13 protein-coding genes and 1 pseudogene are annotated in these 17,125 nt (G+C 36.5%); 11 read left to right on the forward strand and 3 right to left on the reverse strand.

Annotated features, from left to right (window positions below):
• The first annotated feature begins 89 nt into the window (after positions 1–89).
• Together DN410_RS10200 and DN410_RS10205 are read left to right on the forward strand one after the other, a co-directional pair.
• On the forward strand, positions 90–1,928 hold the full coding sequence (locus tag DN410_RS10200) for an S-layer homology domain-containing protein (RefSeq protein ID WP_149176406.1): 1,839 nt from the start codon (positions 90–92) through the stop codon (positions 1,926–1,928).
• A 565-nt stretch (positions 1,929–2,493) separates the two neighbouring features.
• The gene (locus DN410_RS10205; RefSeq protein ID WP_149176407.1) at positions 2,494–5,130 is read left to right on the forward strand and encodes an S-layer homology domain-containing protein; all 2,637 of its coding nucleotides are present in this window, start codon (positions 2,494–2,496) and stop codon (positions 5,128–5,130) included.
• 196 nt (positions 5,131–5,326) lie between these two features.
• Here DN410_RS10205 and DN410_RS10210 read toward each other — a convergent pair whose 3' ends face one another.
• Positions 5,327–6,706 carry an O-antigen ligase family protein gene (locus DN410_RS10210; RefSeq protein ID WP_149176408.1) on the reverse strand — a complete coding sequence of 460 codons (1,380 nt, stop codon included), beginning with the start codon at positions 6,704–6,706 and terminating at the stop codon, positions 5,327–5,329.
• Positions 6,707–6,990: 284 nt separating this feature from the next.
• Between DN410_RS10210 and DN410_RS10215 the strand changes: the two genes are divergently transcribed.
• From DN410_RS10215 to DN410_RS10225, 3 genes are all read left to right on the forward strand, one after another.
• The gene (locus DN410_RS10215) at positions 6,991–7,803 is read left to right on the forward strand and encodes an enoyl-CoA hydratase (RefSeq protein WP_141524735.1); all 813 of its coding nucleotides are present in this window, start codon (positions 6,991–6,993) and stop codon (positions 7,801–7,803) included.
• 63 nt (positions 7,804–7,866) lie between these two features.
• Positions 7,867–8,187 carry a hypothetical protein gene (locus tag DN410_RS10220; RefSeq protein WP_149176409.1) on the forward strand — a complete coding sequence of 107 codons (321 nt, stop codon included), beginning with the start codon at positions 7,867–7,869 and terminating at the stop codon, positions 8,185–8,187.
• Between the two features lie 17 nt (positions 8,188–8,204).
• Complete coding sequence (locus tag DN410_RS10225) at positions 8,205–8,531, forward strand: nucleoside triphosphate pyrophosphohydrolase (protein WP_001277350.1); 327 nt, start codon at positions 8,205–8,207, stop codon at positions 8,529–8,531.
• A gap of 21 nt (positions 8,532–8,552) precedes the next feature.
• Here DN410_RS10225 and DN410_RS10230 read toward each other — a convergent pair whose 3' ends face one another.
• Positions 8,553–8,732, reverse strand: a complete 180-nt coding sequence (locus DN410_RS10230; protein WP_149176410.1) for a hypothetical protein — start codon at positions 8,730–8,732, stop codon at positions 8,553–8,555.
• Positions 8,733–8,858: 126 nt separating this feature from the next.
• Between DN410_RS10230 and DN410_RS10235 the strand changes: the two genes are divergently transcribed.
• From DN410_RS10235 to DN410_RS10250, 4 genes are all read left to right on the forward strand, one after another.
• The gene (locus tag DN410_RS10235; RefSeq protein ID WP_149176411.1) at positions 8,859–9,908 is read left to right on the forward strand and encodes a M42 family metallopeptidase; all 1,050 of its coding nucleotides are present in this window, start codon (positions 8,859–8,861) and stop codon (positions 9,906–9,908) included.
• A gap of 69 nt (positions 9,909–9,977) precedes the next feature.
• The gene (locus DN410_RS10240) at positions 9,978–10,703 is read left to right on the forward strand and encodes a hypothetical protein (RefSeq protein ID WP_149176412.1); all 726 of its coding nucleotides are present in this window, start codon (positions 9,978–9,980) and stop codon (positions 10,701–10,703) included.
• A 228-nt stretch (positions 10,704–10,931) separates the two neighbouring features.
• Positions 10,932–12,542, forward strand: coding sequence for an N-acetylmuramoyl-L-alanine amidase (locus DN410_RS10245; protein WP_149176413.1), 1,611 nt, complete (start codon positions 10,932–10,934; stop codon positions 12,540–12,542).
• 159 nt (positions 12,543–12,701) lie between these two features.
• Complete coding sequence (locus tag DN410_RS10250) at positions 12,702–13,655, forward strand: TRM11 family SAM-dependent methyltransferase (protein WP_149176414.1); 954 nt, start codon at positions 12,702–12,704, stop codon at positions 13,653–13,655.
• Between the two features lie 202 nt (positions 13,656–13,857).
• On the opposite strand, the pseudogene DN410_RS10255 reads toward DN410_RS10250, so the two are convergent.
• Positions 13,858–14,048 (reverse strand): annotated as a pseudogene (locus DN410_RS10255) (YflJ family protein).
• Between the two features lie 307 nt (positions 14,049–14,355).
• Here DN410_RS10255 and DN410_RS10260 point away from each other — a divergent pair.
• Positions 14,356–15,780: an amino acid permease gene (locus tag DN410_RS10260; protein ID WP_149176415.1), complete on the forward strand. Its 1,425-nt coding sequence runs from the start codon at positions 14,356–14,358 to the stop codon at positions 15,778–15,780.
• Between the two features lie 17 nt (positions 15,781–15,797).
• A complete protein-coding gene (gabT, locus tag DN410_RS10265; RefSeq protein ID WP_149176416.1) occupies positions 15,798–17,117 on the forward strand; it encodes a 4-aminobutyrate--2-oxoglutarate transaminase in 1,320 nt (439 codons plus the stop codon).
• Positions 17,118–17,125 lie beyond the last annotated feature (8 nt).

Consider the following 17,125-nt stretch of genomic DNA (forward strand, 5'->3'; position numbering starts at 1 on the left):
TTTATATTAATTTTTATTTATCATGTTTATATAATTAGTATATAATCGGTGTTGGAATAATAAATTCGTAGATTACGAGGAGGATAACCGTGAAGAAATTTTCAAAAGGTATTACGGCAGTTGCATTAACGGGCTCATTACTTTTAACCCCTATTTCAAGTTATGCCGCGAGCGATGATATTACAGGGCATCTATTTGAACAGCATATGCGTACTCTTATTAATAAAGGGATTATGTCTGGATATGGAGATAATGTATATTTACCGGATAAAGCGATAACGAGAGCGGAGTTTGCTACATTAATAGCGAAAGCGCTGCAACTTCCACAAGCAGATTCGAATTTTGGTGATGTGCCAAAATCTTACGGCTTATATGACGGTGTAAGTAGAGCATTCGGAGCGGGAATTATTAAGGGGCGTAGTCCTGAGACCTTTGCACCTGGTGATGTTATTACACGTGAAGAAATGGCCGTAATGGTAAAACAGGCGCTAGACTATAAAAATGTTAAAGTAACTGTAAGTCCGCTTACATTTGCTGATACGAATCGTATTAACTATAAAGAACATGTACAAGTTATGGTAGCTACCGGGATTATTAAAGGTTATCCAGAAGATAATACGTTTAGACCGCATTTATCAGCGACAAGAGGTATGGCTTCGGCGATGCTAAATTTAATGCTTGATAAAATTGGTGGTGGAGAAACGCCTGTAGAAACAAAGAATTATGTGTTGTTAAATGATGCAGGGAAAGTAGTAGAGCGTTACACTACATATAAAGAAGCTGTTACAGCTGCGCAAAATAAAGGCATCAATGCAGTGAAATATGAAAATGAGTATGTATGGATTAAAGATGGCTTTGCAACTGCGAAGAGAGTTAATGGAAATACAATTAATATTTACGGTGAAAATTTAAAAACAGTATATACATACCTTGAGTATGGAACAGAATTTAAAGTGTTAGAAGTTGGAGAAGATCGCGTGAAAGTGCAACTCTCTGATTTAACAGGTTATGTAAAGAAAAACGAAGTCACTTTAGTTCCTGAAAAAGAAATGCAAAAATCATCTTATTATGTTGCCAATGATGGATATTTATATCATAGGTATTATGAGTTTGAAAAGAAGCCGAGCTATACAGGATATAGATACGGCGCGGCACCTGCTTTTATGAAGCCGGGGCAACAAATGGAGAGTATCGATGGAAAGACATTTGGAAATGAAACGTTCTATCAATATTTTAATTACTTATCATTACGCTCTAAAACAGAGTACACGGCAGAACAATTAGACAGTTATGTAAAATCAGTTAGAGCAGATTCTCCATTAATCGGTTTAGGAAAGAAGTTTAAAGAAGTAGAAAGCAAGTATAATGTAAATGCATTATTCCTATATTCATTAGCAGTTCATGAGAGTTTATATGGAACAAGCGATCTTGCACGAGATAAAAATAACTTATTTGGTTTAAATGCAACGGATAATAATCCATTTGGTAACGGTAAAACATTCAATTCCAAAGAGGATTGTATTGAAGATGCTGCAAAAGTATATATGAATGAATGGTATTTAAATCCAGGACATTGGCGTTATACAGCAGCGTATACAGGTGATAAATCTGGTGGTATAAATATGAACTATGCATCTGATGCAAACTGGGGTAAAAAAGTAGCAGGGCATATGTTCCGTTTTGATTCGTACTTAGGTAAGAAAGAGTACAACAAATATAAACTTGCACGTGTAACAAACAAGGTAGAAGTGAAAAAAGATCCTCGTACGTCAGGCGCTAAACTGTATAGCTTATCGCCAAATAAAGTTGTTACGATAACAGGCGAAGAAACGATAAATGGACAAGCATGGGTTAAAGTTATTTCCGACGATCCTGCTGTGAATGAAGCGTATATTGCAAAAGAAAATGTAGAGTACGTAAAACACTAATAAAGTAAACAAAGACTGATCACCTAGATGCATTTTGCGAAAAATGAAAAAGGTGATCAGTTTTTTGTTTGCCGAAAAAAACAAACGACGGCACATAATGGTATTTAGTTACATTAAAATGAAAACAATCCCATTTTATTCAAAATAATAACAAATAATTCGACAAAATAACAGAAATAAAACGCATACATGTCGAAGAGTGTCGATAATTTTAAAGAATATAAATTGTCAATCCATTCAGGATTTATGCTATAATACTATCTGTATATTAAATACAAACGATGTATATACGTTTACATATTAGAAAATTTGATAAAGATATAATTCGACAAATGTTAAGAAATTGTCGAATTATGCGATAATAAAATCTTTTAAAAAAAAGAATTATGACGTATTATATACATGGTTTAACTTTTTGGTAAAAGATAGAATTTATTATGGCTGATAAATTCTGCTTTTCTTAAAAAGAGTTTGTAATTTTAATATATGAATCAGGTAAATCACTAGTTTTTCAAATACATATTTCTAAAGCTAGTATTATATTTCTCAAGGAGGAAATAAATCAATGGCAAAAAATAAGTCTTTTAACAAATTAATGGCTGGTACAATGACAGCTGCAATGGTAGCAGGAGTAGTAGCACCAGTTGCTACAGCAGCAGAAGAGGGCGCATTTAAAGATGTTCCTAAAGGACATTGGTCTGCAGATGCGATCAATTCTATGGCTGCAAAAGGTATTATCGTAGGTACTGGTAATGGCCTATTCGGATTTGGTGACGATGTAACTCGTGCTCAAGTAGCTACTTTCATGGTAAAAGCGAAAGGCATTGAAGCTGGTTCAACAAAAACTCCATTCACAGATGTACCAGAAAGCAACATGTATGCTAAATACATCGCAGCTGCTGAAGCTAACAAAATCATGGCTGGTTTAGGCGACAATAAATTCGGTCCAGACGAGAAGTTAACTCGTGCACAAATGGCACAACTTCTTGTTAACGCATACGGCTTCAAAGCTGATGAAAACAATAAAAAATCTTTCAATGACATCGAAGGTTTATCTTGGGCAACTGCAAAATCTTCAATTGAAACTCTTGCAAGCCTAGGTATCGTATCTGGTGAAGGTGAAGGTAAATTCAATCCAAACGGCGTTGTAACTCGTGAGCAAGCTGCTCAATTCATCTACAATGCGATGAACTATCATCCAGAAGTAAAAACTGATGCTAAAGTTGAATCTGTAAGTGCGATTAACGCTCAAGAAATTAAAGTTACATTCACAAGCCCAGTAAATGAAAAATCTGCGATTAAAGAATCTAACTACATTTTCAAACAAAATGGTGCTGATTTAACATCTGCTGATTTTGAAGGTGAAGCTAATGAGAAAGGTGTTCTTTCAGAAGACGGTAAGAGCGTAACTTTCAAATTAAAAGCTGAGAAAGCATTTGCTAACTCTGACAAATATGCAGTACACTCAACTACAGGCGTATTAGGTGCTGACTTAAAACCTGTAGAAAAATATCTTGATTCAGAAAAAACATTCTCTGACTCAACAGCTCCAGAATTATTAGGTGCACGCGTTGTTGGTAAATCAGTTGAATTAACATTCAACAAACCAGTAAAAGAAAATGCTGACATTAAAATTGACGGCGTTAAAATCGAAGGTGCAAAAGTTGCAAGTAAAACACCAGGTGTATACACTTTAACAACTTCTGCAATTGCTAATAATGGAATCTTCGCAAAAGGCGATCATGAAGTAGTTGTATACGATGCTGAAGATACGTTACGCGTAAATCCTAATAAATCTTCAATCTTAACAACAAAATACACTGTAGCTTCTGATACAACAGCACCAGAAGTGAAAGAAGTTAAAGCTCTTAACAGCCGTACTTTCAAAGTTACATTCTCTGAGCCATTAAGCCAACAACCTGAATTAACTGTGAAAAAAGGTAACTACACGTTCCCAACAGCAGCATACAATACTCAAGGTGGTAATGGTGCAGTACAATTTACAATTGATCCACAAGATGCAACTTCATACATCGTTTCTGTTAAAGAAGATGCAAAGGGTGCTCTTAACCCATTATATGCAGGTAGCGAAAAGAACGTTGACTTAAGTGTTAACATTAAAAACTACAAAGATACAGTAAACTTACTTGGTAAACCAGTTGATATGAGCGTTTCTTTAGCTGCTGATACTGCTGCACCAAAAGTATCTACTGATAGCTTAAACAAAATTGAAGGCAATAACTTACTAGTTAAATTTAATGGTAAAATTGCTGTGAATAATAAAGACCAAATCGTAGTACGTGACAAAGATGGCGTAGTTGTAACATCTGATATCACAGCTGTTGGCGATGTGTTAAACATTAAACTTGCTTCAGAAGCAAAAGACGAGCCTTACACAGTAGAAGTAAAAGCTGGTGCTGTTAAGTTTGCAAAAGATGAGAACTTAGCTTCTTACTCTGTAAACACAAATAGCAACGTTGCATTCAATACAACTGTTTCTTCAACAGGTATCGTAACACCTGTTGTAGAAAAATCTGCTGAAATTATTTCAATCGCAGGTGATGTAATCACTGTAAATTACGGTCAAGACATGAGCGGTAACGCGAAAGATGTAGAAAACTACAAAATCGATGGTAAAGCATTACCAACAGGTACAACAGTAGAATTCGTTGGTAGCAAACAAATCGTTAAGATTTCTTTACCGAAAAACTATTTCGCAAAAGCTCAAGATGCTAAATTTACAATTAGCACAAACGTATTAACTTCTTCTGGAAGCAAAGTAGTAGCTAACGCTCAAACAAAAGCTCCAGTTGAAAAGTTAATCAACTTCGCTGATAACACTGCTCCAAAATTAGCAAGCGCTGTTTATGTGAAAGCTAATAACGAAGCTGAAGTTTCAAACACAATCAAAGTTACATTTGATGAAAACCTTGGAGCGATTGCAGACGAAGCTAAATTTATCGATGACTTAAAAGTTGTTGTAAATGGTAACGACGCAAAAGTTACTAACATTAAAAAATCTGCTGACAATGCAAAAGTTGTTTACTTAACAACTGAAAAAGCATTAAACGTTGCTCAAGCTGCAACAATTAGTGTAGTACCAAAAGGTGCAAATAATGCAGAAATCAACATTACAGATGCTGCTGGTAACAAGTTAGCACTTGGTGAAGTAACTGCATCAACTGCTGTAGTTGAAAAATAATAATAGATAGTATATCTATTATTGATGAAAATCCCTTGTAGGAAATTTCCTGCAAGGGATTTTTTATATTATTCAGTTGTTTGCAAGCAGGAGACTTATGATGTTTGATTGCTGCAATGCGATGGGAAATCAGAATTAAATATAGAAGTTATAAAAAATACCATGCCCTCAAAATGAGTGCATGGTATTTCAACTGTTATTCAATTTCCAAATCGAAGATCATATAAGCAAGTATAACAGCAAAGAAAATGCTAACGGCTGGTGCTGTTAATACGTGTCCGGACATAAAGGCGATGCCGAGTGATAGGACGAGTGTGCTAGCTAGTAGCATGTGTTTCGTGCTAAATAGTTTCTTGAAGTTTGTGATTATACGAATGAATATTTTTATACCGAAATAAAGAATCGGTAGTAAGTACATAAGGAACCCGACAATTCCGAATGCGAAGAATAGGTCGTAGAAATCCATTTCGATTAACTTTATCTTCGTTGTATAGTTACCAGCGTATCCCATTCCAAATAGTTTTTGAGATAGTGGTGCGTCTTTATAATATTGTTTGTATACTTTTAAATACTTGTCACGATCACTGTAAATTAAACTTTTTACTTCAGAATCTGTTAGTTCACCCTGCTTATGTTCTTCTTCTTTAATTACTTTTCCTTCTTTTCGTTCTTTTTCTTCTTGTACTGATTTTTTATATTCATACATTTGTAAATGAATGCTCATATTTTTTGCGATAGGAGTTTGTGGTGTAAGTGCAAGTAAACCTCCTAATACGACAGCAGCAATAACTGTGTTTACAAGATGTGTGAATCCTTTTCCTTCTTGTTTGCGATGAATCATGTATTGAATGAATGAGAATAACAGTGCCACGCCAAGCGTAACAAGAATTGCACCATATCCTACTTTCGTTCCAACCATAATGCTTGCATACATCGCGAGTATAGTTGGAATCCAGTAATAGAATTTCGAGAAAGATGTTGTTTTATGAACTGAGTATAAGACAACGATTGGGAACATAATTGCAAAAATAGAACTTAAATCATTTCCAGCAAAGAACCAACCTCTTGAACCGATCTTTGAGTGAGGGTAGCTTTGGAAATCTGTACCCGTTACCATCGCCGCAATGAGTGAGATACTCAAAATTAATGTTGCATATAAGAAATAGGTAATGATTTTATGAAACGCATAGTCGTTATTTTTTAGTTCTTTAAGTGCGATAATATATCCAAACAGTAGTACAATTGGATATACACTCTTTAAAATAAATTTCACTTCTTCTCCGAATGAAACTGGAGATTTGACCATTAAATTATTCACAAGGCCGATTGCGAGTACGATGCCAAAGAGACATAAGTAGAGAATATACTTTTTTGCACCGTGTTGTTTATGATGAAGAAGTAGATAACCTAATGCAAGAAGCATAAAGGCGAAACGGACTACAATTCCGACTGTTGCGCTCATGTGTAATACATAAATTGAAAAAGATGTTAATAAATCTAAAATTGGTTGAAACACAATGAATAGCAGTAGGAAATGCGGGAAGTAGTTATCCATCTGTTTTAACTTAGTAACCATATGTGCCTCCATTTCTTCATTCCTTTATTTCAGCACTTCTATATAATAGGAAGGAAAATGAATTTCTATATTTGATTTTTTATATCAAACTTAAGAATACACCATTTCATTGTAATGGTAAATAGATGAAAAGTATGGATAAACCGACTTTAATTGCTATATTTTTCAACGGAATTGTATGTTTTATACGAGGGTATATACAAATTCTGAGATTATTAGACAGAAAATTGAGAAAAAAGAAGGGTTTTTCATTCCCTTTCTATAATTATATAAGTATAATCTTTATGTGGAAAAGAGGGGTATATATAATGGAAGTAACAAGTAAAACAGAATCTGTTGTTGTGAAGTATGAAGGGCGCGTTGCAACGGTTATGGTCAATCGCCCAGAGGTGCTAAATGCATTAGATGAGCCAACATTAAAAGAGCTATTACAAAAGTTGAAAGAAGTAGCGGAGAGTTCTGCGCATATCGTTGTGCTATGCGGGAATGGCCGTGGTTTTTCTGCGGGTGGGGATATTAAATCGATGCTTTCGAGTAATGATGAAAGTAAGTTTGATGGTATTATGAATACTATTTCTGAAGTCGTTGTTACGTTATATACGATGCCGAAGCTTGTTATTAGTGCCATTCATGGACCAACTGCAGGTCTTGGATTAAGTATTGCGTTAACAGCTGATTATGTGATGGCAGATATATCATCCATTATTGCGATGAACTTTATTGGAATCGCTTTAATTCCAGATGGTGGCGGTCATTTCTTCTTGCAAAAGCGCGTAGGGGAAAATATGACGAAGCAAATTATTTGGGAAGGAAAGAAATTATCGGCGAGCGAAGCGCTTGATATCGGCTTAATTGATGAAGTAATCGGCGAGGATTTCCAAACTGCTGTGAAGCAAAAAATTAGTGAATGGTCACAAAAACCGATTAAAGCGATGATTCAGACGAAGCAGATTTTGTGTGAAGTAAATCGCTCTAATTTAGAACAAACATTGCAGCTTGAAAAACGTGGCCAATATGCGATGAGACAAACAGCGGATCATAAAGAAGGAATTGCTGCGTTTTTAGAAAAGCGTTTACCTACATTTAAAGGTGAATAAAGTGGAGAAAGTGCTAACACATTTTAGTATAATTGTGTTAGCACTTTTTTTAAGGGGTAATATATGAAGAAAATTATCAGTGTGATCGGCATGATTGTAATTGGATATTATGCTCTGCATAGTACACCATCTATGGCAGTGCGAACTGCGTTGTTTTTTGAAGGTCATCCAAGTGTTGCTTTCTCAGGTGAAGTGACGAAAGAACGGGATGCGAAAAAAGAGGCGATTCCTGATGCGTACCAGACTTTATACGGCGATAAGAAAGAAGAATTAGAGCATTATTTCTTTCCGGTAGTAAGGGCGCACGGATCAGGAATTGATATGTTAAGTGCTTGTGTGAAAAAAGAGTGGTTATTTTATAAAGCAGAGCTTGGGTGTTTCTAAGTATAGGAGGTTGAATGATGTCAGCGTATAACAAGTTAGTAAGAGATCGTGTTCCAGAGAAGATTTTAATGTCTGGAAAAACGTATACAGCACAAAAGTTAACAGGGCAAGCATACATACAAGCGTTAGCGAAAATTGGAACGGAAGAAATTCGTGAATTTGCTTCTATGAAAGAGCGTGAACATGCGCTAGATTCTCTTGCAGATGCACTGGAAGTTATTATTTCATTGGCGCGTGCAGAAGGTGCATCGATTGAAGATGTAGAACGTCTTCGTAAGCAAAAGGAAATAGAGCGCGGTGGATTTGAAAGAGGCATTTATTTATTAGACGTTTCAGAAGAATAGTTTTATAGGAAAAGCATAGCGTTAGTGAGTAATGCTATGCTTTTTTGTTGCGATTAAACTAATGATGAAGAAGATAGCTGTTACTATCCAGCCGATTGTAATAGAAGTAGTAGTATGAACTGCGTAAGAAACTTGTAAGCAAAATAATGATGCTAAAAACCAAATGAGTGCAATGTGTACATGTTTTTTTGATATATTCATATTTCATAACTCCTTTTGTATACTAAAGTGAATTTTACTATAATTTAGAAAATTAAGCTATATGAGTAGAGGTTTTCTAGCAAATTTTGTATACTGAATAGTAGAGAAAATGAGGAGGAAACGACGATGGCACATCATACGAAAGAAACGATGGAACTTATTAAGGAGCTTGTCTCTATTCCGAGTCCATCTGGAAATACAGAGAAAATTATTCGTTTTATTGAAAACTATGTAAGTGATTGGAATGTGGAAACGAAGCGTAACAATAAAGGGGCTCTTATTATTACGGTAAAAGGAAAAAATGATGCACAGCACCGTTTATTAACAGCGCACGTTGATACGTTAGGTGCGATGGTGAAAGAAATTAAGCCTGACGGTCGTCTTCGCCTTTCTATGATTGGTGGATTTCGCTGGAACTCTGTAGAAGGGGAATATTGCGAAATTGAAACATCAAGTGGCAAGACGTATACAGGAACGATTTTAATGCATCAAACATCTGTACACGTATACAAAAATGCAGGTGAAGCGAAACGTGATGAGCAAAATATTGAAGTTCGTATTGATGAGCGTGTTTCTTCGGTCAATGAAGTACGTGAATTAGGGATTGAAGTAGGAGACTTCGTTTCATTTGATCCACGCGTTCAAATTACAGAGAGTGGATACATAAAATCTCGTCATTTAGATGATAAAGTAAGTGTTGCGATTCTATTAAAATTAATTAAGAGATTACAGGATGAAAACGTAACATTACCATATACAACGCATTTCTTAATTTCTAATAATGAAGAAATCGGATACGGTGGTAATTCTAACATTCCAGAAGAAACGGTTGAATATTTAGCTGTTGATATGGGAGCGTTAGGTGATGGACAAACATCTGACGAATATACAGTATCGATTTGTGCGAAAGACTCTAGTGGCCCGTATCATTATGCACTACGTAAACATTTAGTAGAGCTTGCGAAAAAGAACAATATTGAATATAAAGTAGATATTTATCCATTCTACGGCTCTGATGCATCAGCTGCGATTCGTGCTGGATTTGATGTGAAACATGCATTAATTGGAGCGGGTATTGATTCTTCTCATGCATTTGAGCGTACGCATGAAAGCTCGATTGCGCATACAGAAGCACTTATATATGCGTATGTGATGTCTAATTTAATTGAAGGCTAATTTCATAGAGAATAGAGAAAGCTGATTGAAAATAGTATTTTTAGTCAGCTTTTTATCTGGGGGATAAATATGAAGAAACTATTGATGGGTGGTATCGTAGTAAGTTTAGCGTTAAGTGGATGTTCTACAGAAAGTGCTAAAGAAAGTTCAGGGGAAAAGGAAGTAAATAAGGTAGAGGATATCAAGGAGAATAAAAAAGAGGATAGACAAATACAAGGATCACAAATGAATCCACAAGTGCAAAGTCGTTACACCGTTGCGATGAACTCTGTAGAAGGAGAAACGTATACTTTGCATGTATTTGCAAATAACGAAGAACATGAAACACAAAAAGAAGCTTGGGTTGGTGCACAAGAAGGGGATCAAATATATAAAGGTGAATATCAACTTGCCTTACAATCTACAAGTGCGACGTTATATTTACAAGAGGCACAAATTGGAGAGTTTGTATTCAATACTTCTAGAAAAAATGGATTTGTTAGTAAAGGTACACCGGATTTCTTTATCGCACTACAGCGCGAATCTTCTAATCTTTCAACAGCGAAAGTTTTTTACATTCATAAAGGGAAAGTAATGAAAGTGAAATTTGGTGAAGGTGACTTAGGGATTGCAGGAACTTGTTTTAAAACGTTAGATAAGGGGAAATTTCTTATTGGGAATTATGATAATGGGGAAGGAATGTGGTACTTTTCAACGTTCCAAACAAATTTAGATACGGGGGAAGCGAAACAAATAGATGAGAAAAAACTTCCTTTAGAAGAAGGCAAGACATATGTCGAAGAAAACTTTAAGTAGTATAGAAAAAGCGATTCGTTTAATGAATAACTAATCGCTTTTTTGAATTTTATTTATATTTATTATTCCTTATATACTCACATTTGATAATATGGGTGGGAAACGTATTTACTACAGTGATAGAATGTTATAAACTATTATAGGAGTTATTTACCAATTAATATTTTTAATATTAGTTTGATTAAGAGAATTGTATAATGCTAGATTTCGAGAGGGGATTTATTTTTTATGAAGTACAAAGCAATAGCTGCTGGTATGTTAGCGGCAAGTTTACTAGCTTATCCAGTTAGTAGTTTAGCAGAAACGAAGAAGTTTTCAGATGTTCCGGATAACGCATGGTCAAAAGACGCAATTTACTATTTAGTAGAGAGAAATGTAATTAGCGGTATGACGGACAGTACGTTTGTACCACAAGGTCTTTTAACACGTGCTGAAGCAGCGACAATTGTAGCGAAAGCAATTGGATTAAACGTTAATCCAGCGGCGAAGCCATCTTTTAATGATTCAAAAAATCATTGGGCAGCTCAGTATATTGCAGCAATTGAAAAAGAAAATATTATTGCAGGACGAGGAGCAGGCGTATTTGATCCTGAGGGAAAAGTAACGCGTGCTGAGATGGCATCTATGCTTGTGAAAGCTTATAAATTAAAAGATTTAGTAAAAGCTCCAATAACGAATAAATTTAATGATTTAGAAAATCACTTCGGTAAAGAAGCGGCAAATATTTTAGTAGCGTTAGAGATTTCTGCTGGTACAGGAACGAAAACTTGGAGTCCGGATCTTTCTATACCACGTGAACAAGCAGCACAAATGACGTATAAAGCGGACAAGCTAAAGAAAAATGGTAATGACATTAGTAAACCAGAAGATACAACAAAGGAAATGTATATTGATCGTAAGTTCATTACATATCACCAACCATCTTTATCATCAGGAATCACTGACGTGCAACATGAACCACAAAAAGTGGTAGTAAAAGAAGAGCGAGATGGATGGATTAAAATTGTAACGAGTAAAGGTGATAAATGGACACCTTTAACAGAGAAAACAGAAGTGATTAATGAAGGATTTACAACGTATGCAGAAGCGTCACATTCTTCTAAAGTGTTAGGGAAACGTGAAGCGCAAAAAGTAACGGTTATTGAAGAAAAAGATAGCTGGATTCGTATTCGTACAAATAGCGGCTTCCAATGGGTGGATAAAAACCAATTAAACCCAGTGAAACAAGGTAACTTCTTAGAAGGTAAAGCGATTATTATTGATCCAGGTCATGGTGGAGAAGATCCAGGACATCTTGGTGTAAATATGGATGAAAGTGCTATTGTATTAGATACATCATTACGAGTACAAAAATTATTTGAAAAGAAAACACCATTTACTGTGTTATTAACACGTACAGATGATACACGTCCGGGAGTTGATTCTGGCGATTCTTTAAGAAAACGTGTAGAATTTGCTAATAAAAATAACGGTGACATTTTCGTAAGTATTCATGCTAATGGATATAACAACTCAGTAGAAGGTACCGAAACATATTATTATAGATCAGCAACACCAAATCCAAACAAAGAAGAAAGCCGTATACTGGCAGAAAAAGTACAAAAACGTTTAGTTAATGCCCTTGAGACAAACAATAGAGGGGTAAAAACAGATAACTTCTATGTAATTAAATATAATACAATGCCGGCTATTCTAACTGAACTAGGATTTATTGATGCAAAAGGTGAAGGTGAAAAGCTATCTTCAGAACAATGGAGACAACGTGCAGCGGAAGCCATTTATCAAGGTATTTTAGATTACTACGAAGCAATGGGTAATAACGTATCTTCTTTCCGTTAATAACTAAAAAGAGATTGCCAATAGGCAGTCTCTTTTATTTGTAAAACAAATTATAAAGGTTTCTCTTTATTTCGGGCATGTGATATCATTTAATTTTACATGAAAAAGATGTTCGAGTAGTTGTGATAATAATTTAAAATGATAAAGGATGATCATAGATTGAATAATCATAGTAAAACACCTGCATGTATATATACGTATGCATTTCGTGAGGAGGAGCGTGCTTTATGTTACTTGGAAATGCGCTCGTTCTTTGGAATGGAGTCTCACGTTAATATTTTGAAAAGTGACGTTAAGATTGATCCGAGTAGAAGTGCGTTTATTAAAGAGCGCGTTGAAGTTATGTATGAAGGAGACGACTTAGAAAGCATCCTAAAACAAGTGGAACAAATTGATTTAGCGGGAGCGACATTCAAAGTTATCTTCGTTAAAATAAATGACCTTGGGAAAGAAAATAAGATTGAATATGGAGAGAGACGTCTTATTGAACGAGACCTCGGCATGCATATTGAAGGAGAAGCAGACGTTCGTAATCCGGAGCGTGTATTCGGGATTGTTCCTCTTGGAGGACGTTGGTATTTCGGACACTATGTGGAAAGTGAACCGGTTTGGTATCATCACATCAAAAAACCGCATAGCTATTCGACTTCTCTTAGCACACGTGTTGCGAGATCGGTTGCAAATATTGCTGTACCAAATCCAGAGGGAGTACGAGCAATTGACCCGTGCTGCGGCATTGGAACGGTAGTAGTAGAAGCACTTTCTATGGGAATTAACATCGTTGGTAGAGATATTAATCCACTTGTAGTTCTTGGAACGCGAAAAAACATCGCACATTTCGGGTTTGAAGGAACGGTAACAAAAGGTCCAATCGAGGAGATTACTGAGAACTATGACGTTGCAATTATCGATATGCCGTACGACTTATTTACGCACGCAACACCAGAAGATCAGCTCTCTATTCTTTCAAGCGCACGTCGCATCGCGAAAAAAGTAGTCGTTGTTACGATGGAAACAATGGACGATATGATTCATGAAGCAGGATTTGAAATTGTAGATCGTTGTGTTACAAGAAAAGGAACATTTTCTAGACAAATTCTTGTATGTGAATAAGAAAGGAAGGTCACCCGTTTGGGTGACCTTTTTTGTTTGTATTGATGTGTGATTGGTTGGTTGTTTAGATGGATGAATTAGCGGAATTTGTCGGTAAGTCGATATTCCATGTCGAATCGTCGATATATGATAAGTTGTGAACGATATATTTGAAACATCGTTGATATATTCCGAGAATCGCCGATATCGTTACATTAGAATGTTACTGTTCCTTTAATTTCTCTTGCTGTGCAATTAATAAATTGCGCAAGACGTGTCCGCGGTAGCTTTCTAGCTTCCGTCCTTCATAGTAACGAACGCCTAATTTTTTTAGTTCTGCTACGTACCAGCCTTTTGTTCCGTAGTACATGAGATCACTTCCTTTTTCTTTTGAACAGTATATGTTGGGGTGATTTGGAAATTTCACTTCAAATTAATATTGAATATTCAGTTTATTTATATTATGATTAACTTATTATCGGATGACAGTGATTAGCCTCCCTGTAAGCCCGGATGTATGCTTGAAATGAATAGAGGAACTTCTTTCCACTTGAGCTTCCTTAGCAGGAGGACGAGCCATAAGGATAGAGGCAGTAAAATTCAATGCGGTTGTATGCGTTGTTTTTCTGGCTCTTTTTATTTTTTCTTAAAACGTAGGAGGCGATTTCGAGAAAGCGTTATCAATGGGTTGTGGCGCACGTTCATGCTAATGGAGGGGTTGGTGAACTGTTTGGCTAAAGAGAAAAAGGAGTTACAAAAGGATTTAAAAACGCGGCATATAACAATGATTTCGATTGGCGGGGTTATCGGGGGCGGTTTGTTTGTAGGAAGCGGGACGATTATTCAGTCGTCAGGACCCGCGGCGATTTTGTCCTATATTATCGGCGCTTTAATAGTTGTGCTCGTGATGCGGATGTTAGGAGAAATGGCGGCGGAAAATCCTGATAGCGGTTCTTTCGCAACGTATGCGAATAAAGCAATTGGTCCGTGGGCAGGATACACGATCGGATGGTTGTATTGGTTTAACTGGGTCATTATTATCGCAATCGAAGCGGTGCTTTTAGGCGTAATGATTAACAATTGGTTTCCTTCCGTTCCAGCTTGGATCGCAAGTTTATGTATGGTCCTTTTAATGACGATGACGAATGTATATTCAGTAAAATTGTACGGTGAGTTTGAATATTGGTTAGCGTTTATTAAGGTCGTGGCGATTGTTGCGTTTTTAATTTTAGGAGTGTCAATGTTCTTTGGTCTCGTTCCGGGGGTGGATAGACCGAGTCTTTCTATTATTACAGAGCACGGTGGTTTCTTCCCGAACGGTATTGTCCCTGTTTTACTGAGCGTTGTGTTTATTTCGTTCTCGTTATCGGGAAGCGAAGTAGCTGCGATTGCAGCCGGAGAATCGGAAAATCCAGAGAAGAATGTTATACGGGCGATTAATAATGTAGTATGGCGCCTTATGCTTTTCTTCGTCGGATCAGTAACGATTTTAGTTATGTTTATTCCGTGGACGGATAAGGAGTTATTAAAGCTTCCGTATGCGAGTTTATTTAATATGGCAGGAGTACCTGCAGCCGCAGAAATTATGAATGGTGTCGTATTTTTATCACTACTTTCCGTTATGAATTCAGGTATATATACGAGTTCGCGTATGTTATTTTCACTTGCGAAAAAAGGTGACGCTCCGTCCGCTTTTTCAAAGTTAAATAGTAGAGGAACGCCGGTTATCGCAATCTATGCGAGTATCGTATTTGCCTTTATTTGCGCGATGTTGAAATTTATATCTCCTGACAAACTGTTTGCGTTTTTAGCGAATAGTTCAGGCGGAGTAACGATGCTTATGTATATGTTCGTTGCCGTTTCGCATGTGAAGTTAAGACGAGAAAGGGAACGAGAAGGGGCTGGAAAGCTAAAAGTGAAAATGTGGTTATTCCCTTATCTCACATATGCAACACTTTTAATGATTATTACGATCTTTGTTTCGCAGGCGTTCATCGCAGATATGCGCATGCAGTTTTATATGACGTTACTAGCTACTACCCTAGTAATAATAAGTTATTTTCTGAGAGTTAGAAAGTTAGATAGGCAAAAGTTGAATGATTTTACGATTATAAAAGATTCGGAAATTAGCATAGAAAAAGAATAAGAAAAGGGGTATGTTCCATGTTGAAAGATATTGTTACTACAAAATCTAGCATATTACATGAAAGAAGAAAAAATGCGGTGCCAGAAGGGCCATACAATATTACGGAGTTGTATGTGCAATCAGCAAAGGGAGCAATTATTACAGATATAGATGGGAATGAACTGATCGACTTTGCGGGCGGAATTGGTATGCAAAACGTTGGGCATTGTCACCCGAAAGTAGTGAAGGCGATTCAAGAACAAGTGGAATCTTCTATTCATAGTTGTTTCCACGTAGCGCCATATGAAAGTTATATTACGTTAGCTGAAAGGCTGAATGAATTAACGCCAGGTGATTTTAAGAAAAAAACGATGTTTGCCAATAGCGGAGCTGAAGCAGTAGAAAATGCAGTGAAGATAGCTAGAAAGGCAACGGGAAGAAGCGCGATCGTTTCGTTTGAACGAGCTTATCACGGACGTACACTTATGACGATGTCACTTACAAGTAAGGTGAAACCGTACAAGCATGGATTTGGGCCGTTCGCATCCGAAGTGTATAAACTACCATATCCGTATTATTACCGTGCTGACGAAAGATTGACGCAAGAAGAAGTCGACGAACAAATTTTATCGTATTTTGAGCGTTTTATGTTAGAAGAAGTCGCAAGTGATACTATTGCTGCGATTATTTTGGAACCGCTTCAAGGAGAAGGCGGATTTATCGTTCCGACGACTACATTTATGCAAGGTGTCCGAAATATTTGTGATAAGTACGGAATTTTGATGATTGCGGATGAAATTCAAACTGGTTTTGCTCGTACAGGTAGTTTATTTGCAATGGATCATTTTGGGATAGCTCCTGATTTAATGACATTTTCAAAATCAATTGCTGCTGGCATGCCGCTTAGCGCAATAACAGGAAGAGCGGAACTAATGGATGCACCTGGTCCTGGTCAACTTGGAGGTACATTCTCTGGAAGTCCAGTTGCTTGCGCAGCTGCGTTAGCTGTTTTAGATGTAATAGAAGAAGAGAATTTAGTAAATCGCGCTGCTGAAATTGGCGCACGTATGATGACAGTATTTAATAGTTGGAAAGAGAAATACGAACTAATTGGTGATGTGAGAGGAATCGGCGCGATGACTGCAATCGAGCTTGTAAAAGATAGAGAAACGAAAGAGCCAGCAACGGAAGAAGTGAAAGCGATTATGAAGGAAACGCATAGTAAAGGGGTTATTACGATAAGTGCAGGTATTTATAGTAATGTACTTCGTTTCTTACCGCCTCTCGTTATAACAGATGAACAGCTGGAAGAAGGGCTTACTATTTTAGAAGCGGCAATTGCAAAACTATCAAAATAAAAATGGTG

The sequence above is a fragment of the Bacillus sp. SH5-2 genome, from assembly GCF_008368905.1.
GTDB classification, from domain to species: domain Bacteria; phylum Bacillota; class Bacilli; order Bacillales; family Bacillaceae_G; genus Bacillus_A; species Bacillus_A luti.

Excerpts from the sequence above, each read along its gene's own strand:
- DN410_RS10235 (WP_149176411.1), top strand. The coding sequence starts at position 8,859 with ATGGCACATCATACGAAAGAAACGATGGAACTTATTAAGGAGCTTGTC.
- DN410_RS10245 (WP_149176413.1), top strand. The coding sequence starts at position 10,932 with ATGAAGTACAAAGCAATAGCTGCTGGTATGTTAGCGGCAAGTTTACTA.
- gabT (WP_149176416.1), top strand. The coding sequence starts at position 15,798 with ATGTTGAAAGATATTGTTACTACAAAATCTAGCATATTACATGAAAGA.
- DN410_RS10240 (WP_149176412.1), top strand. The coding sequence starts at position 9,978 with ATGAAGAAACTATTGATGGGTGGTATCGTAGTAAGTTTAGCGTTAAGT.
- DN410_RS10215 (WP_141524735.1), top strand. The coding sequence starts at position 6,991 with ATGTGGAAAAGAGGGGTATATATAATGGAAGTAACAAGTAAAACAGAA.
- DN410_RS10205 (WP_149176407.1), top strand. The coding sequence starts at position 2,494 with ATGGCAAAAAATAAGTCTTTTAACAAATTAATGGCTGGTACAATGACA.
- DN410_RS10230 (WP_149176410.1), bottom strand. The coding sequence starts at position 8,732 with ATGAATATATCAAAAAAACATGTACACATTGCACTCATTTGGTTTTTA.
- DN410_RS10225 (WP_001277350.1), top strand. The coding sequence starts at position 8,205 with ATGTCAGCGTATAACAAGTTAGTAAGAGATCGTGTTCCAGAGAAGATT.
- DN410_RS10210 (WP_149176408.1), bottom strand. The coding sequence starts at position 6,706 with ATGGTTACTAAGTTAAAACAGATGGATAACTACTTCCCGCATTTCCTA.
- DN410_RS10220 (WP_149176409.1), top strand. The coding sequence starts at position 7,867 with ATGAAGAAAATTATCAGTGTGATCGGCATGATTGTAATTGGATATTAT.